This is a genomic window from Moorella glycerini (genome assembly GCF_009735625.1).
Lineage (GTDB): Bacteria > Bacillota > DSM-521 > Neomoorellales > Neomoorellaceae > Neomoorella > Neomoorella glycerini.
Map to the genome: position 1 here is coordinate 2,102,019 of NZ_CP046244.1, position 21,875 is coordinate 2,123,893.

The window sequence follows — 21,875 nt, forward strand, 5'->3', positions numbered from 1 at the left end:
TAAAGTAACTCACGCCGCCGGCACAAACTGCAAGATTATCAAATTACAGCACCCCAAATTCTCAGGAATTGCACATTAGCACAATAAAATCCCCAAAGAAAAAAGCCGCTCAACGCGGCCTAAAAAGAAGGGGCCTTGAACCGTTCCGCCAATTTTTTATCAAGGGCAGCCAGGCGTTTTCTCTGGAAATCAAATCCTTGTTCCAGTTGCAACTGGCAAATAAAGCTGTAATAATGGGGTTCCTCGCGGGCGGTATAGAAAGACTCCAGGTATTTTAGCAATTCAGCGTAAAGGTCGCGGGCGAAATCCAATACCGGGCGTTCCAATTCCTCACCGTAGGAACCAGAAGTATTCGCCCAGAGGACGAAAGCCAGGATCTCCAGGAGACTTTCCACGTCTCTGGGGGAAGCAAGCTTAAGCATAGCCACCACCCTTAGAGGCCAATTTCGGCAGCTGCCTGGCGGACCACATCAGCACTAATCAGCTGGGCTTTAAGCTGGGCGCCCCAGAGGAGGGAAGTCAGGGCCAGGTTGTTCACCAGGCGCGGCCAGCCGCGGGAGCGAGAAGCGATGGCCTCGACGGCAGGCGGCTCAAATAAAGGCCTGGTAGCCCCCACCAGGGATAAATGGTGCTCCAGGTAGGCGCCCACCTCCTCACGGTTTAAAGGTTCCACCTGGAAGCGAACCACCAGGCGTTGGGCCAGAGACTGGGTCTGGTTCAACTCCAAGCGGCTCAACAAAAAAGGCAAGCCGGCCAGGACCAGGATAAAAGGATTAAAGGCGTCCATGGCGAAATTAAAGAGCAGGGCCAGGTCCAGCAGGAATTTGGGGTTAGCCAGGTGCATCTCATCCAGGATGAAGACGGGCGTAATCTTTTTATCCCGGAAGAACACCTGGACCGCCTGCTGGATCTGGTGAAAAAGGTCAATCTTGCGGAAAGACGGTTCTTCCCCCAGGCCCCGGGCCAAACCGCGGTAAAAATCCATGACCGTCCCTGTGGCCAGGGGCAAATAAATAACCTTAAAGAGGGCCGGGTTTAAATTAGCACAAAAGACCCGCAAGGCAAAGGTCTTACCGGCTCCCGGTTCCCCCACCAGGACCCCCATGCCCCGGACGCGGGATAAATACTCCAGCCGGGCCCTCGTTTCTTTTAAACTGCAGGAAAGGAAGGCATCCTGGGGTTTTAGCTCCTTGCCAAAAGGAGCCCCTTTTAAGCCATAAAAAGCCTGGTACATTCTAGTTTTGGCCCCCTCCCTGTAAGCTGGCAAAAGAAAGTTTGCTCTCCCGCTTTGCCCGGGCGTTAACACTGAGCGCCACCGGCTGTGCCACCGCCACCTCTTTACCGGCCACAAAAATCAAGACCCGCTCCAGTTTTTCCGGGTCAAAGCGCACCTCCACCCGGTTGCCGATAAATTGAGGCGGCACCTCAAAAAGGCGCTTGTTAATGGAGATAGTAGCATCATGATGTACCCGCCGTTCCTCCCGCTTGAAAAAAAGCGGCTCCAGAACAGCCGGGTCGCTCACCATCTTAACCTGGCTGAACTGGGACATAAACTTATCCAGGGGGCTCATACCCAAAGCACTGTGGACCTGGCGGTGATAATCTTCCTCCAGCCACTGCCAGAAAGAGCGGTTCAAGTTATCCAGAGATTTAAGGTGTTCATCTTTAACCAGGGGCAAGAAACGCTGCCTGACGGTCAAGAAGAACCTTTCGATCTTACCCTTGCTCTGCGGGTCATAGGGTTTAGTATTGATCAAGGCTATCCCCAGGGCCGCGCAGGCCAGCTGCAGCTGCTCCGAACGATAGATTTTACCATTATCCACGTAGACCATCTGCGGAATGCCCCGGCGTAAGATAGCCTCCTTGAAGACCACCTTCAAAGACTCAAACTTCTCGGAAGTAAAAAACTGGGCAAAAGTCACCAGGCGGGAACAATCATCGATAAAAGCAAAGAGGAAAGTAGCCACCTTTTTGTTGCCAACGCGAAGGTAAGGCCCGGCCGCCACATCCCCCTGCCAGAGGGTATTCACCGTATCATAGGCAAAGCGTTTCCGTTCCGGCTCCCGCCGCATCTCCCGGCCTAAAAGCCCCCTGGATTTCAGGAAACGGTAAATGGTAGCGTAAGAAACGGCGTCCGGTAAAATAACACCTTTAGCCACCAGTTGTTCATAAAAGACAGAAGCCGGACAGGAACGCTCCTCCTGGCGCAGGGCCAGGAGTTGCTCCTGTAACTCCGGGGATAAGGCCCGCGGCCTTCCCCGGTCAGAACGCCTTTTCGGTTTTAACCCCTCAAACCCCTCGCGGCGGTAATCCCTGAGCCAGCTGGCAATGGTCTGGGGGCTATAGTCGCAGAGGCCATAATACGGTACTTCATGGGGTCTGGCCCCTGACTTTATCAGTTGAATCCCTAGAACCCGCATAAAACCTAGAAAAATAGAAAACAAGACGCGCATTTTGCCACTACAACCGGTCCTGCCAGCGGGCAGCAAACTCCTCTACACGGGTAATGTTTCCCGGCGGTGCAATCCGCATTAGGCGCAGGATCTTTTTGCTCAACTCTGTACTCTGGGTCTTGATAAAGAACACCTCTCCTTTGATCTCTACCTCGGCAAAGTTGAGGGAGTTTAACGCTTCCCGGATTTCTGCCGGCGAGGCATTTTCCACCGCTTGCCGGAGCTTGAATTCCAGAGTGCGTTCGAGAAGAAAGGCGAGGAAGCAAATTACAAAGTGTCCTTTAATCCGCCTTTCGGTCCAGTGAAAAACCGGCCGGACTTTCAGGGTGCTTTTCATGACGCGAAAAGATTCTTCAATCCGCCACAGGTTATGGTAAGCATCCAGGATGTCTTTGGCACTCATTTCTTTCTCGCTGGTCTGGATGCCGTAGTAGCCGTCAAATTGTTTGTCCCGGGCAATGGCTTCTTCGTCCAGTATCCACGTGCCCGTACAGTCTATTTCTTTGAGGTATTTCTTGCCGCCACGTTTGTTGCTGGCCTGGATTTTGGCCTTGCTTTCTAAAAGGGTTTGGGCTTTCTCGATTAACCTTTCCCGGTCGGCCCGGTCTTTTTCCGCCCGCCGGCTGGAGTAGGTGACGATCAGTTTTTCGGGTAATTTGTATTTTTTCCCTTCAGCGGTGAATTCGTTTATGTACTCGATAACCTTGTAGCGAAGGACTTCTCCTTCATCGTCCTTTATCTCCTGGTAGCCATTTTCGTCCAATATCATATCGGTAATCTCTTTTTTCATGCTCTTGATGCGGGCGGCAAAGATGTAGCTGTAGCCCCGTTCCACTATGCGTTTTAAGTTAAGCTTGCTGTTGATCCCCCGGTCGGCGACGATGATCACCCGGCGCAGGCCAAAACGTTTTTCCAGCTTTTCTAAGGCCGTCTCCAGGGTCTTGCCGTCAAAGGTATTGCCGGGGAAAAGCTCATAGCCAATGGGCCGCCCCTCGCAATCAATAAGCAGGCCCAATACCACCTGGACTTCGTTGAACTTACCGTCTTTACTGAAGCCGAAATCGCGTAAAGTGTCGGCTTCGACGCTGGCAAAGGAAAAGGTCGTTACATCATAAAAAACCACATCCACCTGCATGTTAAAAAGGTGGCGGTTCTTTTGGAACATCTCCTCCTCCAACAACTCTTTATACTCGCAGAGTAAATCCAAGGAGCGGTAGAGGTGGTTTAAGGCTACGTCGGGTAAACTGGCATAACGGTGCTGGTAGTTGTAGGTACCTAATTTACTCCTGGGTTCAAGGAGGTGCTGGATAGCCATAAGAAAACTGGCGTCGCTTAATTCGAATTGTACCTTACGTTTGGCACTGATCTTCTTTAAAAGTTTGGGTAGCTCAAATTGGTTCCAGATCTTCTGGTAGACCACATAGCCCCAGTTCTTGATCTGCGCCTCGGAAAAGCTGGCTAAACTGGTCACCTCCCTGGCCTTGGACAATTCTAAGAGGCGCTTACCAAGTCTTTGAAAGCTGGGGTTGTTTTCAATCTCGTCCAGGCGACCGAGATTGAGGAGGACCTTGTGTTTAACAGCTCCATTTTCCCGGTAAGATTGGACTAGCTGGACGTACTGGTGGTTTTTGGTTTTAGTTATTTTGATGAACATGCTTAAATGATACCACTAACATTGCCTATTGTCTAGATAATATTTGGTATTTCACAATATTAGTTGCCACTACGTTTTTCGCTTTTTGGGCTATTTTTAACGCCCAAAGCTAGATTTTATCTGGGTTCTTGAATCAGTAAAATGTCGCAACTGATAAACTCAGGTATAGTCGCAGAGGCCATAATACGGTACTTCATGGGGTCTGGCCGTAATACTCTCCAGGTAGGCCTTCCTGCTGGCTACCTGACCCTGCAACAACGGCGCAATCAAGCTAAAGCGAAAAAGAGGTAAGCGTAAAATAGCCCCCACGTATCACCTGAGGTGGGGGCAAAAACAAGCTTAATTATTCGCTAGGCAAACAGGAGGCAGAGTTTCCGACCACGGCAGAAGCTGATCCAGGGCATCTTTGTCCTGGAGGTCCAGGTTGGGAAGGTTTTCAAAGAGGTAAATGAGATAGTGGAAGGGATTTAACCCGTTTTCTTTGGCTGTTTCTATAATACTGTAGGTAATGGCGCTGGCTTTAGCACCCCGCGGGGTATTGGCAAATAGCCAGTTCTTACGGCCGATGACGAAGGGCTTGATGGAGCGCTCGCTGCGGTTGTTGTCGAGTTCCAAACGCCCGTCTTGCAAGAAGGCTACGAGTTTATCCCACTGGCCCAGGCAATAGTAAATCGCCTGGCCAAAGGAACTTTTAGGCAGTACCCGGGCTTTTTGGTTTTTGAGCCACGCCAAAAAGGCGTCCAGCACGGGCCGGCTGTGCACCTGGCGGATTTGATATCGTTCCTCTGGTGTTGCCTCTTTCAACTCGCGCTCTATGGCAAAGAGCCGGTTGCAGTACTCCAGCCCCTCCCGGGCGGCTACGGGTGCATTGCGTTTATCTTCCGGCAGGGCCTTTAATGCTTCGTCGAACTTGCGCCGGGCATGGGCCCAGCAGCCGACCAGGGTGACATCCGGAAGCTCATTGTAGCCAGCATAGCCGTCAACGTGTAAATAACCCTTAAAACCCGCCAGGAAGCGGCGGGGGTGTTTGCCGGCCCGGGTGGTTTGGTAGTCGTAAAGGATTATAGGAGGTCCGTCCCGCCCGGTACGGTAAAGCCAAAGATAAGACTTAGTGGTAGCTTCCCTTCCAGGTTCCTGAAGCACTTGTAAGGTGGTTTCGTCGGCATGGAGGATATCTCTTGTAAGCAGGTATTCATGGAGGCGGTCGTAAATAAGGGCTAACCAGGTGTTGGCTCCATGGAGCACCCAGTTGGCCATTGTCTGCCGGGACAGTTCAATCCCCAAACCTTTAAACTGCTGCTCCTGGCGGTAGAGGGGTAGGCCTACCCCGTATTTCTGGGTCATAATGTAGGCCATGAGGGAGGGTGATACCGGGCTGCCGGGAAGTACGGGGGCCGGAATAGGTGCCGTGATAACGGGAGTGGTTATCTCTTCCCGCTCGCAGCGGCGGCAGGAATAGACGTAGCGCACATGTTTAACCACTTTCACCTGGGCCGGGATGACCTTAAGTTCCTGCCGCACCTCGGTGCTCATTTCATGCAAAGGGCCGCCGCAGCACGGGCAGACCCGTTCTTCTTCCGGCAGGCGGTGCTCTACTACTTCTACCGGCAGATCTTCCAGGTTCATCTCCCGGCGGCCGCGCCCTTTGCGGCGCTGGTAGGTGATGGTTTCCCAATCCGGCTCAGGTGCATCCGGCCGGGCTTCCGCTTCCGCTTCGTTAAAAAGTAAAAGCTGCTCTTTCAAAGGTTCAGTCCGTTCGCTGGAAACACCGAATTGCCGCTTCTTGCTTAAACGGAACTGCTCCATAAACCAGTTTAGCTTGGCGGTCAGTTCGGCGTTTTGTTGTTCCAGCTGCATACATTGCTCTTCCAGCTGCAGGCAGCGGCTTTGCAGCTCTTCTATGGTCATGGCGGCGATAGATTGCGAAGTGTTCATGCTTTAATGATTCGACGAATCGCGTCGAATTCCTCTAGAATCAACCATAAACAGCAAATATTTCTTTCTGGTGCTTTATATTACAAGATGGTGCGCGCTTTTACCTCGGGATGGGCCTGGGGCTGTTTGATGGGGAGGCCGTCAAGCAGCCAGCGCAGCTCCCGGCGGTTGATGGTGATGGTTGCAGAAGTGGTATCTTGAGGCCAGGGGAATTTGCCCTTCTCCAGCCGGCGGTAATAAAGCCAGAAACCGTTATGCTCCCAGTGGAGGATCTTTAGTTTATCCCGCTGGCGGTTGCAGAAAACGAAAAGGCAGGAAGAGAAGGGGTCCAGCTCGAACCCTTCCTTGACCAGCACCGCCAGGCCGTCAATGGACTTGCGCAGATCCGTTGCGCCGCAGGCGAGATAAACCCGGTCGATGCCAGCTTCGTTTAGCATATCGCTACCAGCACCCGGACTACCTGAGAGAGCAAGGCGGGATCAAAACCGGGTCTTACCTCGATGCCAGCCGGCCCTATTTTGACAAGTAAAGTATGGCCCTGATCTATAGATGCCTTTTCACTTATTTCTACCGGTAACCATCGGTTGGATTTCCCAGAGGAAACTACGTTTTGGTTTTTATACTTCCGCAGCCAGTACCATAACTGCCTGGGGCTAACGCCCTCTTGGGAGGCGCACCACTCTCTGACGCTTTGCCCGCTGGCCTGGTATTCGGCTATCCGGGTTGCCCATAGTGCTTGCAGTTCGGCTTTGGTCATAATAAAAAATCCTCCTCAGCTTGTTTTCTGAGGAAGATTATCCCTTAAACTTGGGTATTGCGCCAAGGTGGGTTGTATTTGACGCTTACTGATGCCAGGGCGACCTTAAGCCCAGAGTGGAGGTTAAGTATCAATGTTTATATCAATGTTTATATCAATGTTTAAGGGCAAGAACCCTTAGCAGTTCAGCCTCGCTGGTGATGTCAAGTATCTTTTCAGCCAGGTCATCTAGCTGCTCCACTGATAAAGTCTTTATCTTCGCTTCAACTTCAGGAGAAGTGGTACCCAGGCGTTTTTCGCGGCCGTGCTTTTCGGGAATGTTTTATGCAGCCGGGGCAGCGTGGTGCCCCTTTTCCAGCGCCAGATTGCCGCCGGCGGGCCGGTGACGGTGACCCACCCGGAAATGACCCGCTACTTTATGACCATCTCCGAGGCGGTGCAGCTCGTCATCCAGGCCGGCGCCCTGGTCCGGGGCGGGGAGATTTTTGTCCTTGACATGGGCGAGCCGGTGAAAATAGTAGACCTGGCGCGGAGCATGATTATCCTGTCCGGTTACGAACCGGGAAGGGATATTGAAATCGTCTTTACCGGCGTCCGGCCCGGGGAGAAGCTCTATGAAGAGCTCCTGACGGCCGGGGAAGGGGTCAATGCTACTTCCCATGAGCGGATCTTCATTACCCGGCCGGAGGAATTCGATGCCGCCGGGCTGGAGCGTTTCCTGTGGCTGGTCTCCCAGCCCGGCTGGCGACCGATATGGCCGGGGTGGAAGAACTGCTGCGCCTGGTCCTGCCTGGCTTCCGGGTAGAGAAGGGGCAGGAAATGGTGCAGGTGGGGTAGGCAGCGTTTCCAAATGGCCTGTCACGGATCCGGGATATTTTCTCCTGGTGGCTAAGGGAAATGTAGGGACTGGTCTTTTTGTGCTAAGTGGAATAAAATAGTTTTAGAATAAAAACCTTCACGGAGGGATAATTGTGGAGAGCGAAGTATCTGCAAAGAAAGGAGTAGTAATTGGTCCTACACCCATTGTTCTGGCATATTTTGCTGAGAAGAAAAGAGGTACCAGGAAAGAAGTAACGAGGGTTGTTTTCCAGGTCGCTAAGCGGTTGGAAGAGACGACGATTCATATAAATGCTGTATTTAGGGGAAATATATCCGGGACTGGTGATGCCATTTTTAGTGAAACAGTAGATGAGGAAATATGGTATTGGCTTTCTAATCACTTTTTACGTGAATGCCAGGACCCAGGCGAAAATGATATATGCTTTGAAGCAAGCAAACCCTTTGAGGAATATCGTTTGGATAGGATATCGCAAAATTTAAGGGAGATAGGATGGCCTTCTGAAAAAGAAAGGCAGATTTTTTTAAGAGTATTAAGGGAGGTTATTTCTCTTGAACCATGGCGGGAAAACCTCTAAAATAATCCGCGATGTAGTGCATGGGTATATATCTTTATGCGAAAATGATCTACATATAATTGATACACCACTTTTTCAACGTCTAAAGCGTATCCGGCAAACAGGTGCCTATTCTGTTTATCCTTCAGCTAATCATACCCGCTTTGAGCATTCGCTAGGCGTTATGCATTTAGGCATGAAAGTTTTGGAATCATTGGGTATTGATGCGGATGAAAGGATATCCAACACAGTACGATATGCCTGTCTATTACATGATATCGGGCATGCCCCTTTTTCTCATCTCGGGGAGGCTTTTTATTCAAAAGAAGAGCTTATTAACTGGCTTAACATTGGTCTTAATAATGTAGGGCTAACAAATACTATAATGGGTTCAATAGGATCTCCACATGAATTATGTAGTTGCGCAATAGTCTTGAATAAATTTGCCGACAGGTTATTAAGCTATGGCGTTGACCTGGATTTACTTTGTCGAATGATAACGGGGCAAAAGTATAATACATCGGATAAATTTACAGAAGATTGTCTCATAGATATTCTTAATTCTGATATTGATGTAGATAAGCTTGATTACGTTTTACCCGAGTTCGACAGTTGCTAGGCAAAAATGACTGCTTTTCAGATGAAGAACCCTTATAAATCAACGTTTCCCGATCTTGGGAGAGCTCAAAAATCAAAAATCACATAGGCACACGATTTCGGGATTAAAACTTGATGGTAATGTAGTACATGCGCTATAATATAGACATGTACATAAGAACTATTTCCCGCAAAAACAAGGACGGCTCTGTTGTCCGTTATATCCAGCTTGCCCACAACGTCTGGGACCCCAAGGCCGGCTACCCGAAAGCCAAAGTACTCTTCAACTTCGGCCGCGAAGAGGATGTAGACCGGGAAGCCCTGGTCCGCCTGGTAAAGAGTATTACGCGTTTTTTGGGACCGGAAGAGGCTTTACGCACCCAGGCAGAGTTAAACGGCAGCGCTCCCCTAACTTTTGTCTCCAGCCGGCCTATAGGTGGCGCCTGGGTGTTAAACGAGCTCTGGAACCAGCTGGGTATCAACCGCGTTTTAGCCGGGCTGCTGGCCAAACGTAAGTTCCAGGCGCCGGTAGAACGAGCCATCTTCGCTATGGTAGCCAACCGGGCTTTGAACCCGGCCAGTAAACTTAAGACCGAGGATTGGGTCAGCCACGATGTTTTCATTCCCGGCCTCCCGGACGTGCCGGTGCAAAACCTTTACCGAGCCATGGACTTCTTACTGGAGGCTGCTGAAGAACTGCAAAAGGATATCTTCTTCTCCGTGGCCCACCTCTTCAACCTGGAAGTCGATCTCCTGTACTTCGATACCACCTCCACCTACTTTGAAGTGGAAGAGGAGGATAATCCGGAGGACCATAAGCAGCACCTTCGGCGTAAAGGCAACTCCAAGGACCACCGGCCGGATTTACCCCAGGTGGTAATCGGCCTGGCTGTCACCAGGGAGGGCCTGCCGGTACGCTGCTGGGTCTGGCCGGGTAACACCGCCGACATGGCGGTAATCGAGCAAGTCAAAAAGGACCTGGTGGGCTGGCAACTGGGCCGGGTCATTACTGTTGTCGACCGCGGTTTTGCTTCGGAAGACAACCTTCGTTACCTCCAGCGCGCCGGCGGCCACTACATTGCCGGCGAAAAGATGCGCAGCGGCAAGGATACGGTGGCAGAGGCCCTTGCCCGGCCGGGCCGTTACAAAACTGTCAAGGATAACCTTGAAGTTAAAGAAGTTATCGTCGGCGACGGCGAAAAAAGGGTACGATATATCCTGGTACGTAACCCTAAAGAAGCAGAAAAAGACAGACTGGAGCGGGAGAAAATCCTGGCCCGCCTCAAGGAAGAATTAGCGGCCATTGGGGACCTCAAAGGCGAACCCCATACTAAAGCCTGCTGCCAGCTCATTGCCCATCCCACTTATGGCCGCTATCTCAAGACCGACAAGAAGGGACAACCCTATATCGATGCGGCCAGGGTGAAAGCTGAAGAGAAGCTGGACGGCAAATACCTTTTAAGAACCTCGGACGATACCATAAGTGCTGAAGACGTGGCCCTCGGCTACAAGCAACTGCTTGAGGTAGAGGATGCCTTCCGCACCATGAAGCAGTCCTTAGAGCTGCGGCCGGTCTATCATCGCCTGAGCGACCGCATCCATGCTCACGTCCTCCTGTGCTGGCTGGGACTGCTCCTAATCCGGGTAGCTGAAACGAAAGTGCAGGATAGCTGGCGGAACATCCGCCAGACCCTGGAACGCATGCACCTGGGCGAATTTGTTGGTCCTGAGGGCAGGGTACTCCAAAGGACGGAAACAACCCCGCCACAGCAGCATATCTTCAAGACCCTTGGGATAAAGGAACCGCCGCAAATAATCGCGGTCGAAACAAAGGCCAGAAAGGGTCCCTAGTAACACGCGCCCAAAAAGCCGATCCCTGAAACCCTTGCGCAACAAGCTGTTGCGCTTATTATTCACCTAGCAACTGTCGAACTCGGGTTTTACGGGATGCTTTTATGTCCGGCGCTGAGCTAATAGCTATAGACGCTGAACGGCTTATTTCGGCATATACAATTCATAACGGAACATTGGCGTTCTCTGGTAAAGCCCTCAGTACTATAGGCAACCTTATATATGGAAGGAATGCACTTTATTTTTGGGTGTATAACCATCATATCACTGTTTATACTGATTTTCTTTTCCGGCGTCTTATTAAATACTTGATTAATACAGTACCTGAAGGGCGGGAAGAGTTATTTACCTATGAATCAATAGCGGAAAAGTTGGCAGATGACTATGATTTGATTACCTTTGTTCGTAAATATATGAGTATTGATGATTACGCCCGGGAACTATATAATCAACTATTTAACCGGGCTTTTTATAAATCGCTCTGGAAAACACCTTTTGAGTTCGAAGCAATAATAAAGGACCCTGCTCACCAGGATGCGTTCATCAGACTTGTTGGCCAGTTTCGCAAAGAAGAAGACGGGTTAGAAGAACTTGAGCGAAGGATTATAGAAGCAAATAATGGCCTTACTAAGGGAGATTTCTATATTGCCGTTGCTGATTTTAAACCCTTTGTTCCTGTTGCCGGCAAGGCGGTTTATATTATGCTTGGTGATAAACGTAAGAGGTTCCAGGAGATCTTTCAGGAAAGTATCTATCAAAATCCTTTTCGTGAGATCCCTTACATTTTTGTAAAGAATGATCAGGTAAGAAATATTTTAATAAACAGGTTGAATGAGGGGCGGTTGTTGTAAAAAATGTGTCACCCCCTAGTTGACACTGGTTTTCACCAGCTTTTCTTTGGTACTTCAAACCGGGAGGGAAGGAAGGTAGCCATCTATGGCGCCGGCGACGCCGGGGAGATGGTCCTACGGGAGCTTTAAAATAACCGCCAGATGGGTTATGTGGTAGTTGGCTTTATTGACGACGATCCTGCCAAACACGGATTCGGCATCCATGGTGTGCCCATCCTGGGCCTGGCCACCGCCATGGAACAGATTGCCGCCAGCGGGGTGGAAGAAGTTATTATCGCTATGCCTTCCGCCCCAGCTACCCGGCGGGAAGCCGTATAGCAGCGTGTAAATCCCTGGGGCTAGGATGCAGGGTAGTGGAGCGGATAGTGTGAATTATGGTTTAAATTATGAGGTGAAGAAATGGATAAAATTGAATATACCTTACTTGAAAACGGCCTGGACTTTTTATTAAATGGTATCATTCCTCTCTATTGATGAAGAATTAGGACTCACTAAGCAAGACCGTACATCTGAAGGTATGATCTTGAATAAAATATGGCAAAATGTATGCGATATTGAGGTGCTCATTACTGAGAGGCTTAATTCGCTTGAAGGAGAATTTGAAAAGGCCCAAAAAAATGGCAATGTATTAATGCCCTGCCCATCCTGTAGACAACTAGCACTTATTATTCCGGAAAATAAATGTTTGTTTTGTTATTATAGTGGTCCGGCAGAAAAGATTGCGGATAAATATATTAGCGAAGTTTTAGGTATTAGCCATTACGAAAAGATAAAAGAAGGTATTCAATGGCCTCAACATGATTGCCCTTCATGCGAGATAGAAAGTTTAGTTGATATGGGGAAGCATAATAAAGACTTTAGATATTTTTGTTTTTCATGTGGTGGTAAATGGCGTGACGACGAACTGAAATTCTGTATAGAGTGCGGCAGATTATTTGAGGATAATAAATTATGTATTTGCAATTCATGTTACGATTATAAGGTAAACAGTGATTAGGTATACGCTGCTATTTGATATAGAAATGCTTAAAAAAGTTTTTAGCACATAAATATCGCCTTTACCGGTATCCGGCCCGGGGAAAAGCTCTACGAAGAAATCCTCACGGCCGGGGAGGGGGTCAACGCCACTTCCCATGAGCGGATCTTCATTGCCCGGCCGGAGGAATTCGAAGCCGCCGGGCTGGAGCGCTTCCTGGGGCTGGTTTCCCAGCCCGGCTGGCGGGCCGATATGGCCGGGGTGGAAGAAGTATTGCGCCTGGTCCTGCCTGGCTTCCGGGTAGAGAAGGGGCAGGAACTGGTGCAGGTGGGGTAGTGATCATACCGAAAGGAATAAATAATTTTTAGGGAGGCTAAGAGTATGCAGGATAATATGGCCGTGGTTCCATTAATCGCTGATCAGCAAGCTATGCATATTGAATTTATTGATTTAGTACAAAGCTCATCAAACCCGGAGATAGTGATTCTTAGTTTTATCCAGCGGTTTCCGGAATTTACTCTCCAACCCGGGCAGAACTCCCCTGAGGGAGCAGGAGGGAGGTTAGTAGCTCGTTTTGCATTTACCTGGGATCATATTGAACGTATGCGCGATCTCTTCAACAGGCTCCTTGTCCAAAAAAACAAGATATTGTTTTAGAGGAAGGGGAAGAATATAATGAGTAAAGGAAGACGCAAAAGCTTATTAGCCGAAATTGATCCACCAATGATAAATGATGGCACGGAAAAAGAGTTGCCACCTAAAGTCATATACCAGGTAATTAACCAGGAAGTAAAAATTAACTTTGTACCTTCTAATTCTACATTAAAAGGGGGCCTTGTGATGGTACCCGGAATTAAACAGGAACCTGATGAACGCTTCCCGGATCTTGCCATCAAAGTTTTCAATGAAAATGAAAAGGAAGAGCTTCTTAGGGAACTTTTATCTGTTGCCATTCAGAGCGTAAGGAATGGTGATTTAGAAGCTCTGCGACGCGTTCTCCTTGCCTGGGAGTATACTGCTTTATGGAAAAAAGAACCTCATATGCTAAAAGAGCTGGAAAGCGGGGCAGGGGATTCGCGAAACGGTGTGGACTGGCGGGATTTCTTGGCTTCCGAGGGGTTGTAAAAGATGTATACTATTTTGCCTTTGAGCAGTAAAGTGCAGAAACAGATTGACCAGTTTAGGCCTGCTGAAAAGAAAAAACTCAGGCAGGCCTTTATTGATATCGAAAATAATCCATATTCTGCTCCGGGAGGTAAGATAGAAAAGTTTAAGGGAGATTTGTCTTATCTCGGATGGCACTATGCGCTCGCATATAGCTATCGAATCCACTATAAAATTACATACATCGGGCCCTTTCACGGAGGACAATATGGTGCGCAAATTACCTAAATACCTGAAGGCGGATATTGAACGCGGTTTTATCCTGGCCTATTATGAAATGGTAAAAGGCTGTACGGTGAGCCTGGATATTCCCGGGGAAAATATTGTCCCGGTAGTGGCTTTTGCCCATAAACCTGGAGAAATTTACGGCATGGATTTTTCCAGTACATACCATTTTGCAGCAAAAGAGAAACTGCAAACAAGGTTACGCCGGGTACAGAAAAAAGTTGCCGCTCTCCAGCGCTATGCAGAGTTTGCAGCATTGCAAAGGGAAATGAAATACCAGGTGGTCTATGAGATCTGGTGTTTCCTGCCACCCAACAAATTAGTGCTTGAAACAGTGAGTAAAGCCAGAGAAGAGGGAATGCCGGTAAAACTGGTATCCGTACAGGAGGTACATGAGCGCATAAAGCAGGTAGCCCTTCTCGAACCCCTGGACAAGGACATTATTTACGAGAATGCTTTCCTGTGGGCGGCGAGTCTTTTCCGTGATGCCGGCGCCTGGAAATAGCCGGATAGCCTATTAGGAAAAGAAGCAACTATAATAACCGCAGGGATAGGGTGGGTATGATTATGCCGGATTTAATAGAACTAATCGTTTTGGCGGCAGGAATGACAAATCTGCGCTGCCTCCGGTTACCGGAACGAAAGATTATTACCTTACGGCCGGTCGGAGGCGTCAGGGATGAAACGGAGGGAGAAATCCTCAGGGTCATCCCCAATAAAGAATGGGAATACAAGAAGCATACTTATCTTTCGGGTAAAGTCATTTATTCTTACATAGACGGTTCTGTATTAACACCTGTTCCCCTGAGACTGTACTCGCATGGCACCTGGGATTCTTTTTATTACTTTGCCGAGCTGTGGGAAATTGATCCGGACCGGGAATTGCCTTCGTCTTTACCTGAGTGGGTAATTGCTGTTCTGAAAGCAGGTCCCCGTGAGGTATTTGAAATGGAGCAAATTATCCCAGGGGCGAACCCTGAGGAAATGGAGGACCCAATATCCCTGGCGGTTGAATATGCTCATCAGGGCAATATTGATAAAACGTGGGAAATTTTGCAGGGGTGCCTGACCAAAGATCTGCGCTGCATTGATGCCTTTGTCCACCTGGGCACATATACATTTGGAGATGGGCGCAGCGCCTGGCATGCAAAAAGAGCGATGCAACGTTACCTCGCAGGGGTTAAAGTTGGCGAGCAGGCCCTGCCGCCAGGCTTTAACGGACTGCTTCCGTGGAGCTGGATAAATAATCGCCCTTTTCTACGCGCCCTGCACGGGCTAGGCCTCTGCCAGTGGCGCCTGGGCCAGTTTGATGCCGCCCGCAATACATTCTGGCGCATTTTAATGTTTGATCCCATGGATGCCCTGGGATGCCGGTTTATTCTCCCGGATGTAGAAAAGGGTCACGATTACCTTGCAACTGTAGCGGATGAAAATGGGCCTTGTTAGAGGCGATTCAGTGCTGACGCATTAACAAAAAGGAGCTTGCGACGCCTGGATTAATTACGAGTTACAAAAAAACTTTATTGCAAATAGGACTGGACAGGCACGAGCCAATCTGAGATAATAGCCTTGGAAAAATAGAGAGGTGAAATTTCAGATGGACGTGCCTTTTTGGATTGGGGATCGAGAGTTTACCGAGGCGGATATCAACTTAATACGTATTACGGTAGAGCAATTTTCACGATTAAGCCGTGAAGAAATCGCGGCGACTATATGCGAGAATTTGCCCTGGAAGGCGCCGAATGGCCGGTTAAAGATGGAAGCCTGCCGGAAGCTTTTACGGGAGCTAGAGCAAAGAGGGGTTATCACCTTACCACCACTACAACAGAACCGGGTCCGCCAGGTTAGGAGGGAGCGAGTAGGGAGAGCCGTCCAAACAGAACTACAGGCTTGCCTAAAGGAAGTATCGCCGGTGACGGTAGAGCCTGTTAGAACTGAAGAAAGGGCGGACTGGAATGCCACCATGGCGGCTTACCATCCTTTAGGGTATCTTCGTGCCATCGGGGCGCAACAACGGTATTGGATTCGGGTCCAAGGAGCCAAGGGCCGGGAGATAGTAGGAGCGATGTTGTTCGGCCCCGCCGCCAAGGCCTTAGCGGCGCGGGACAAGTGGATCGGTTGGACAGCTGAGGAACGCCGGCGTTACCGCCCCCGTATCGTCAACAACAATCGGTTTTTGATTCTACCGGGTGTACGAATTCCCCATCTGGCGAGTCGAGCCCTGGCCTTGAGTTCCCGCCGCATCCGGGCGGATTGGCGGGAACGCTATGGCTATGAACCTGTTCTTTTAGAAACCTTTGTAGAACCTGAATACCAGGGCACCTGTTACCGGGCGGCCAACTGGATCAAAATTGGCGAGACCGCAGGTCGAGGCCGCCAGGACACTTTTAAGCAATATGCCGTCTCAGTTAAATCAATCTGGGTATACCCCCTGGTACGAAACTGGCGCCGGCGGCTGGTGGAACCCTTCCCGGAGCCTGTGGAAGAAACACTGGACGAGGGAGAGGAATAAGTATGGCCTTACGGCATCCCGAGTCCCTCCACCCGGCGACCCTACCCAATTGTAAATGCGCCTATGCCGGCAGTGCAGGAGAGGAAACCGAACGGCAAGCGGCCCTGGCAGCGCAACTACCAGTATGGCGGGCCAATTTACCAATATTGCTCGAGAAATTCTCACGTATACCGGACCCGCGTCGCCCCGGAAGTATGCGGCATAAACTGACTGTCCTACTTACCTTCGCGCTGTTTCTATTCATCTTCGCCTATAGCTCAAGGAGGGAAGCCAACCGGGAACTGACTCGGCCCACCTTTTGGGAGCTATTGCGGGAGGTATTTCCGGAGATTGAAAGTATCCCCCATATGGACACCGTCAATCGCCTGCTGGAAAAGATTGATCCGGACCAACTGGAAGAAGTGATGGTTCAAACAATCAAACGACTGCTGCGCAACCGGCAACTCCAGGCATTACTGGTAGAGAAGCATTATATAGTAGCCATCGATGGGACCCAGAAGATAGCGCGCCGGTGGCCCTGGGCTAAAGAAGCCCTCCACCGTCAACGTGGGGAAGAGGTATCATATGCCGCTTATGCTTTAGAAGCAGTCCTGGTCGGCCCCCAGGGGGTAACCATCCCCTTGCTCACGGAGTTTTGTGAGAACCCCGCCGGCGAGCAGGCCTTATTCGCCAAGCAGGATTGCGAACTAAAGGGCTGCAAACGGCTGCTGGTACGCCTGCGTAAAGCCTTTCCCAAGTTACGCTTGATGGTAGTAGCTGACGGCCTGTATGCCAATGGACCAATGATGACCCTGTGTCGCCAATTACATATGGACTTTATGATTATCCTGCCTCGGGACCGCCTGCCCGGTGTCTGGGAAGAGGCACAGGCCATTAGAAAATTGGAAAAGGACCAGACCCTAAAGTACCATTGGGGCAACCGGGAGCAAAACTTTTGGTGGGCCAACCATATCGACTATGAGTTCCGGGAAGCTCCCGGGTCCCGGCGGCGGTTAAAAATTCATGTGGCGGGATGCACAGAGACGTGGGAAGAGAATGGAGAAAAGAAGGAGGCCCACTGGGCCTGGGTATCCTCGCGGCCATTAACGAAACAAAATATCGTGGCCCGTTGCAATCGTGCGGCCCGCCACCGCTGGGACATTGAAGAAAATATCCTGACGGAAAAGCATCAGGGCTATCAGTATGAACACGCTTTCTCCCTTAACTGGACAGCGATGAAAAATTGGCATTTAATCATGCACCTGGGGCATCTGTTAAATATCTTGACCTTACACACGGAAGCCCTAATGGGAAAAGTACGGGAATTGGGCCTGCGGGGAACCCTAAAGTTTCTCCGGGAGACTTGGATGCACCGCTGGATTAATCGCGACCAACTGTTGGCCCTCTGTATCAAAGCCCCTAGAATACGAATGGCCTTTTAATCTTTAATACTTACGCCAGCTGCAACTTAATCCCTTGCTTTCAAGCCCCCCTTAAAAGGTGGGGTACTTTGCCGTACCCTTTTTACCCCGCATTTCTTCATTCGCAACCCTATCAGGATTTTTAAGAGGTCTTTTTCCGTCCTGGATTTTTGCCTTTACTGCTCGTTAACCTTATTTGTGTACCTGAACCCCATTTTGAAATTAGTTCATGCGTCAGCACTGGAGGCGATTACGCTGGCTTGACCATCCAGTGTTATATCCATTGGTTACTGATATAATCCACGGGGATTTAAAGAATAACTTAAAGACCGGCCCGGTTAAAGCCGGCCGGTCTTGGGAAGCGAGGGTCAATGTTTAATGGTAAGAACTTTGAGCAGTTCATCCTTGCTGGTAATGTCAAATATCTTTTCCGCCAGGTCATCCAGTTGCTCTACTGATAAAGTCTTTATCTTCGCTTCCACTTCAGGAGAAATGGTACCCAGGCGTTTCCTTAGCTGTCTTAAAAGTATTTCCTGCCGGCCTTCCTGCCGGCCCTGCTGCCAGCCTTTTAAATGCCAGGATGTGGTTAATTCCATAACCCTTTGCACCTCCTCGGGTTGGAGTTCTTCCGGCAAGAAACTGTAATCACAAAGCTTGAGGCAGCTTATCAGGTTGCCCAGCAGGAGAGAAGGGCTGCCAGCGTCGCGTTATCAGAAGCTGAACACCGACAGGCCAAAGACCGGCAGGCTCTGGAAAATCTGGGGCCGTTGCCTCCTCTCCCGGAACTCCGGCAGCAGCTGAGTGAGGTCGAGAAAAACCTCAAGCAATTAGATGAGCAATTGGCCGCCATTGAAGCCCGGCTGCGTGAAATGGCGGCGACCGTGATTCGCGACGCCAGAATCGTTGGAGCGACTTTATCTCGACTGGTGCTTTTGGAAGAACTGTACCGGGGCACCTTTGATACAGTAATCATCGACGAGGCCAGTATGGTTCCCCTGCCCAATCTATGGTTTGCCGGTAGCCGGGCGCACAAGCGCGTGGTGGTCACAGGTGATTTCCGGCAGCTGCCCCCAATTGCAACCGCCCGGGACGCTGAAAAGTATCCCCTGGCTGCCAGATGGTTACAAACCGATATTTTTGTTAAGGCCGGTATCGTGGAAGGCCGGGCAAGGCTGGACGATCCCCGGTTATGTGCGCTGAAGGTGCAGTATCGCATGCATGAGGCCATTGGCGAAGTGGCCAATATGCTGGTCTATGAGCATGACGGGAACCCGCTCGAGCACAGGGCGGACCCCCAGAATTATGCTCACGCGACTGCGGCTCTTCCGGAATCCGGGGAGCCCCTGGTCCTGTGTACCACATCGGGTGCCAATCCCTGGTGCGGCCGGCTGGACCCCGGGTTCTCCCGCTACAATATTTACAGTGCTATAGTCTGTATCCGGCTTGCCGCCCGGGCCCTGGCCAGCGGCGCCCAAAATGTAGGAGACAGAAGTTCACCAAATCCTTACAAATTATAATAGTGCTTTGCCTGGTATGGTTAAGGAAGTTATTGGAAGGATATTTAAGCCTACGTGGGTAGTTAAACTTATTTCCAGCCAGCTCGATGCAGATCGCTTAGATTACTTATTTAGAGACAGCTTAATGACAGGTACAGGGTATGGCAAATTTGATCTTGACTGGTTGTTAAATGTTCTACGGATTGGCATGGTAAATGGCGACTATGAAATTGGCCTCGATTATGAAAAAGGTGTTAAGGTTGCAGAAACCTTTATTATGGCCAGATATTCTATGTACTTACAAGTTTACTACCATAAGACTACACGTGGCGCTGAGGTGCTTTTAGATAGAATTTTAAATAGAGCTGCAGAAGTGGTTGATAAATGTCAAATAGAGAGCGGGGATGCACTGCTTAAACTTATTAAAGGGGAGAATATTTCAGTTAGCGAGTACCTGGACCTTGATGACAATGTATTAGTAGCGCTTATCAAAGATTGGGCTAAATCAGAAGACGGCATTTTGAGTGATCTTTGTACGCGTTTTCTACACAGGAGGTTATTTAAGTCAATTGACATTTCCTCGGTTTCTGGACACGCAATTGCGTTTGCTGAAAAATATAACCGCGCAAAATCTATATGCAGAAAACAATTCCCTCCGGAATACTATCTGGCATCAGATAGCGCCGAAAATAGTCCTTATAAGGATTACTATATTTTTCCTCCTGGAGGTGAGGGAGAGAAGGATGAAAAAGCGCGAGAAGCAACTGAACAGATTTACCTTTTTCCTAAAGACCTTAATCCCGAAGAGTTATCAAATGCCTCAGACGTAGTAAAAGCTTTACGTAACCGAAAATATATAAAAGAACGACTGTATTTCCCGGCTGAGATGCGCGAGAAGATAAACGAAATTTTTGCTTAGGAGGTATTATAGCCGTGATCCAAAGCTGGCACAGGTTACTTACCCTTATCAAATTAGCAGGAAAGATTCATGGGAGAAAAAGATTGCAAAAGCTGGTATACATACTTCAGTCCTTGGGTTACGCTTTTCCTGAGGAGTTTAGTTACTACCTGTATGGCCCCTACTCACCGGAACTTCAATTTGAAGTTAAGGCTATGGTAGATAAGGGGCTCATTCAGGAAAACAGAGATGGCGATATTTATTCATATTCGCTAACTGAAAACGGAGAAGAGGTACTGAACCTATTAAACAGCCAGCAACAGCCCTATTCATGGGAGAATCTTCCGGAGGCATTGGTAAAAGAAGTAGTAGAGCAGGATTCCCAGTTTCTTGAGTTGGTCAGTACGATCATGTATTTACAGAATATGGGGTATGAGAATACGGAAGTTATCGATAAAGCAAAGGCTCTAAAACCCCATTTGTGCCGCTATATGGATGAAGCTCTAGCCTGGGTAACTGCTTTACGACAGAGAAATTATTACACTTTGCCGCCCATATCGTCGCCCCCGAGTCCGTAGACCAACCACTGAAGTGAAGTATTACATATACATTGTGCAGGGCACCCTGAACATTCTGGCCTGTATGCAGGAGTGCGGGGTCGACAAGCTGATTTTATCTTCCAGCGCCGCCGTCTACGGCATACTCCAGAGTACTTCCCGATGCCGGAAGAAGCCCCCTGCACCCCATTAACCCTTACGGTCACAGGAAGGTCGTGGTGAAGAGGATACTGCAGGACCTGGCCGCAGCCGGTGGGATAACCTAAGTATCCCTCCGGTATTTTAATGCCGGAGCCGACCGGGACGGGCGCATTGGCGAGGGGAAAGAAGACGCCATCCACCTCATCACCCTAGCTACCAGGGCGGCGGGCAGGTGGCCCTATTTAAGCGTTTACGGTACGGACTATCCCACTCATGACGGCACCTGCGTGACTACACCCATGTCGATACCTGGCGGAAGCCCACGTGCTCACCCTGGAGCACCTGCTGCCGGCGGCCGGAGCGAGGTATTCACCTACGGTTACGGCCGGGGCCACTCCGTCCTGGAAGTGATCGCGGCGGCCAAAAAGGTGACAGGCGTGGACTTTCCGGTAAGGTACGAAGGCCGGCAGCCGGGGACCCTCCGGTCCTGGTGGCTGGCGCCAGGAAAATCCGCGAGCGTCTCGGCTGGGTCCCGGCTTACGACGACCTGGAGGGCATTATTTATTCCGCCTGGCAGTGGGAGCAAAAGAGGCCGAAGTTACCTATTGACCGTCAGGTTAGGCAAGAAAAAATTTCCTTGAACGGCAAGCAGGCCATGTCTCCTCCACCGTGCGAGGCGACTGGGGAAAACAGGGCGGGGAGTTAAATATAGCTTTATTGTCTCTGCGTTCATTAAACGGAGTGGGTACGGCGATGGTACGGTGATGTTCGTCCTGGCCGGTTAAGTGCAATTTAACGAGGGGATAAGTCCTACTGTACCAGCAGCGGCCGTGCTTGCCGCAGCCATACCGCTGTAACAACTTTAATACTTTCTCGCGATACGGCAAACTTTTTCCGGGCAGGAAACTTAAACTGGTAGGAAATCCTTTGCATCCTGACGATAACGTTTACCGGTAGCTGTATTCCTGGCAGCTTACGAAAATAGCCACTTCCTTTAGCCCCTGGTAGAATGAG

At 49.9% G+C, this 21,875-nt stretch carries 28 protein-coding genes and 2 pseudogenes; 20 read left to right on the forward strand and 10 right to left on the reverse strand.

Annotated elements, in window-relative coordinates:
- Positions 1-119: 119 nt before the first annotated feature.
- The 9 genes and pseudogenes from MGLY_RS10375 to MGLY_RS18825 form a co-directional block, all read right to left on the reverse strand.
- Complete coding sequence (locus MGLY_RS10375) at positions 120-422, reverse strand: hypothetical protein (protein ID WP_156271580.1); 303 nt, start codon at positions 420-422, stop codon at positions 120-122.
- 11 nt (positions 423-433) lie between these two features.
- A complete protein-coding gene (locus MGLY_RS10380) occupies positions 434-1,234 on the reverse strand; it encodes an ExeA family protein (protein WP_156271579.1) in 801 nt (266 codons plus the stop codon).
- Position 1,235: 1 nt separating this feature from the next.
- A pseudogene (locus MGLY_RS10385) lies at positions 1,236-2,384 on the reverse strand (transposase); the annotation flags it as partial.
- Between the two features lie 76 nt (positions 2,385-2,460).
- Entirely contained in the window at positions 2,461-4,107 is a 1,647-nt protein-coding gene (locus tag MGLY_RS10390; protein ID WP_156271558.1) for an IS1634 family transposase, read from the reverse strand.
- 159 nt (positions 4,108-4,266) lie between these two features.
- Positions 4,267-4,416, reverse strand: a complete 150-nt coding sequence (locus MGLY_RS10395; protein WP_156273610.1) for a hypothetical protein — start codon at positions 4,414-4,416, stop codon at positions 4,267-4,269.
- A gap of 30 nt (positions 4,417-4,446) precedes the next feature.
- Entirely contained in the window at positions 4,447-6,042 is a 1,596-nt protein-coding gene (gene tnpC, locus MGLY_RS10400) for an IS66 family transposase (protein WP_422880093.1), read from the reverse strand.
- Positions 6,043-6,122: 80 nt separating this feature from the next.
- Complete coding sequence (tnpB, locus tag MGLY_RS10405; protein ID WP_156273611.1) at positions 6,123-6,479, reverse strand: IS66 family insertion sequence element accessory protein TnpB; 357 nt, start codon at positions 6,477-6,479, stop codon at positions 6,123-6,125.
- The gene (gene tnpA, locus MGLY_RS10410) at positions 6,473-6,799 is read right to left on the reverse strand and encodes an IS66 family insertion sequence element accessory protein TnpA (RefSeq protein WP_156273613.1); all 327 of its coding nucleotides are present in this window, start codon (positions 6,797-6,799) and stop codon (positions 6,473-6,475) included. The genes tnpB and tnpA overlap by 7 nt, the downstream gene beginning before the upstream one ends.
- Before the next feature lie 154 nt (positions 6,800-6,953).
- Positions 6,954-7,040 carry a hypothetical protein gene (locus tag MGLY_RS18825; RefSeq protein ID WP_246187486.1) on the reverse strand — a complete coding sequence of 29 codons (87 nt, stop codon included), beginning with the start codon at positions 7,038-7,040 and terminating at the stop codon, positions 6,954-6,956.
- 42 nt (positions 7,041-7,082) lie between these two features.
- On the opposite strand from MGLY_RS18825, the pseudogene MGLY_RS18520 reads away from it, so the two are divergent.
- The 16 genes and pseudogenes from MGLY_RS18520 to MGLY_RS10490 all read left to right on the forward strand — a co-directional run.
- Positions 7,083-7,508, forward strand: a pseudogene (locus tag MGLY_RS18520) (polysaccharide biosynthesis protein); the annotation flags it as partial.
- A 262-nt stretch (positions 7,509-7,770) separates the two neighbouring features.
- A complete protein-coding gene (locus tag MGLY_RS10425) occupies positions 7,771-8,214 on the forward strand; it encodes a hypothetical protein (protein WP_156273617.1) in 444 nt (147 codons plus the stop codon).
- Positions 8,189-8,812, forward strand: coding sequence for an HD domain-containing protein (locus tag MGLY_RS10430; protein ID WP_156273619.1), 624 nt, complete (start codon positions 8,189-8,191; stop codon positions 8,810-8,812). The genes MGLY_RS10425 and MGLY_RS10430 overlap by 26 nt, the downstream gene beginning before the upstream one ends.
- 146 nt (positions 8,813-8,958) lie before the next feature.
- Positions 8,959-10,641, forward strand: a complete 1,683-nt coding sequence (locus tag MGLY_RS10435; RefSeq protein WP_422880108.1) for an IS1634 family transposase — start codon at positions 8,959-8,961, stop codon at positions 10,639-10,641.
- A 104-nt stretch (positions 10,642-10,745) separates the two neighbouring features.
- Complete coding sequence (locus tag MGLY_RS10440) at positions 10,746-11,492, forward strand: HD domain-containing protein (protein WP_156273621.1); 747 nt, start codon at positions 10,746-10,748, stop codon at positions 11,490-11,492.
- 3 nt (positions 11,493-11,495) lie between these two features.
- Positions 11,496-11,621 (forward strand): nucleoside-diphosphate sugar epimerase/dehydratase, encoded by a 126-nt coding sequence (locus MGLY_RS18525; RefSeq protein ID WP_277997844.1) that lies wholly within the window; start codon positions 11,496-11,498, stop codon positions 11,619-11,621.
- Positions 11,622-11,633: 12 nt separating this feature from the next.
- Positions 11,634-11,810 (forward strand): nucleoside-diphosphate sugar epimerase/dehydratase, encoded by a 177-nt coding sequence (locus MGLY_RS10445; protein WP_156273623.1) that lies wholly within the window; start codon positions 11,634-11,636, stop codon positions 11,808-11,810.
- Positions 11,811-11,943: 133 nt separating this feature from the next.
- Entirely contained in the window at positions 11,944-12,489 is a 546-nt protein-coding gene (locus tag MGLY_RS10450; RefSeq protein WP_156273625.1) for a hypothetical protein, read from the forward strand.
- A 99-nt stretch (positions 12,490-12,588) separates the two neighbouring features.
- Entirely contained in the window at positions 12,589-12,804 is a 216-nt protein-coding gene (locus MGLY_RS18830; RefSeq protein ID WP_422880113.1) for a hypothetical protein, read from the forward strand.
- A 45-nt stretch (positions 12,805-12,849) separates the two neighbouring features.
- Entirely contained in the window at positions 12,850-13,125 is a 276-nt protein-coding gene (locus MGLY_RS10460; protein ID WP_156273627.1) for a hypothetical protein, read from the forward strand.
- 18 nt (positions 13,126-13,143) lie between these two features.
- Positions 13,144-13,593 (forward strand): hypothetical protein, encoded by a 450-nt coding sequence (locus MGLY_RS10465; RefSeq protein ID WP_156273629.1) that lies wholly within the window; start codon positions 13,144-13,146, stop codon positions 13,591-13,593.
- A gap of 3 nt (positions 13,594-13,596) precedes the next feature.
- A complete protein-coding gene (locus MGLY_RS10470; protein ID WP_156273630.1) occupies positions 13,597-13,860 on the forward strand; it encodes a type II toxin-antitoxin system RelE family toxin in 264 nt (87 codons plus the stop codon).
- On the forward strand, positions 13,844-14,362 hold the full coding sequence (locus tag MGLY_RS10475; RefSeq protein ID WP_211661865.1) for a hypothetical protein: 519 nt from the start codon (positions 13,844-13,846) through the stop codon (positions 14,360-14,362). The genes MGLY_RS10470 and MGLY_RS10475 overlap by 17 nt, the downstream gene beginning before the upstream one ends.
- A gap of 62 nt (positions 14,363-14,424) precedes the next feature.
- The gene (locus MGLY_RS10480; RefSeq protein WP_170291025.1) at positions 14,425-15,303 is read left to right on the forward strand and encodes a hypothetical protein; all 879 of its coding nucleotides are present in this window, start codon (positions 14,425-14,427) and stop codon (positions 15,301-15,303) included.
- 151 nt (positions 15,304-15,454) lie between these two features.
- Entirely contained in the window at positions 15,455-16,369 is a 915-nt protein-coding gene (locus MGLY_RS10485; RefSeq protein ID WP_156273634.1) for a Druantia anti-phage system protein DruA, read from the forward strand.
- 2 nt (positions 16,370-16,371) lie between these two features.
- Complete coding sequence (locus tag MGLY_RS10490) at positions 16,372-17,790, forward strand: transposase family protein (RefSeq protein WP_156273636.1); 1,419 nt, start codon at positions 16,372-16,374, stop codon at positions 17,788-17,790.
- Between the two features lie 347 nt (positions 17,791-18,137).
- Here MGLY_RS10490 and MGLY_RS10495 read toward each other — a convergent pair whose 3' ends face one another.
- Positions 18,138-18,365: a DUF4351 domain-containing protein gene (locus MGLY_RS10495; protein ID WP_246187305.1), complete on the reverse strand. Its 228-nt coding sequence runs from the start codon at positions 18,363-18,365 to the stop codon at positions 18,138-18,140.
- Between the two features lie 21 nt (positions 18,366-18,386).
- On the opposite strand from MGLY_RS10495, the gene MGLY_RS10500 reads away from it, so the two are divergent.
- The 4 genes from MGLY_RS10500 to MGLY_RS18835 all read left to right on the forward strand — a co-directional run bounded on the left by MGLY_RS10500 (position 18,387) and on the right by MGLY_RS18835 (position 20,913).
- Positions 18,387-19,286 carry an AAA domain-containing protein gene (locus MGLY_RS10500; protein ID WP_170291026.1) on the forward strand — a complete coding sequence of 300 codons (900 nt, stop codon included), beginning with the start codon at positions 18,387-18,389 and terminating at the stop codon, positions 19,284-19,286.
- 16 nt (positions 19,287-19,302) lie between these two features.
- Entirely contained in the window at positions 19,303-20,184 is an 882-nt protein-coding gene (locus tag MGLY_RS10505) for an HD domain-containing protein (protein WP_156273638.1), read from the forward strand.
- Between the two features lie 14 nt (positions 20,185-20,198).
- Positions 20,199-20,741 carry a YwgA family protein gene (locus MGLY_RS10510; protein ID WP_156273640.1) on the forward strand — a complete coding sequence of 181 codons (543 nt, stop codon included), beginning with the start codon at positions 20,199-20,201 and terminating at the stop codon, positions 20,739-20,741.
- Between the two features lie 64 nt (positions 20,742-20,805).
- Positions 20,806-20,913: a hypothetical protein gene (locus MGLY_RS18835; RefSeq protein WP_422880114.1), complete on the forward strand. Its 108-nt coding sequence runs from the start codon at positions 20,806-20,808 to the stop codon at positions 20,911-20,913.
- Positions 20,914-21,875: the final 962 nt, after the last annotated feature.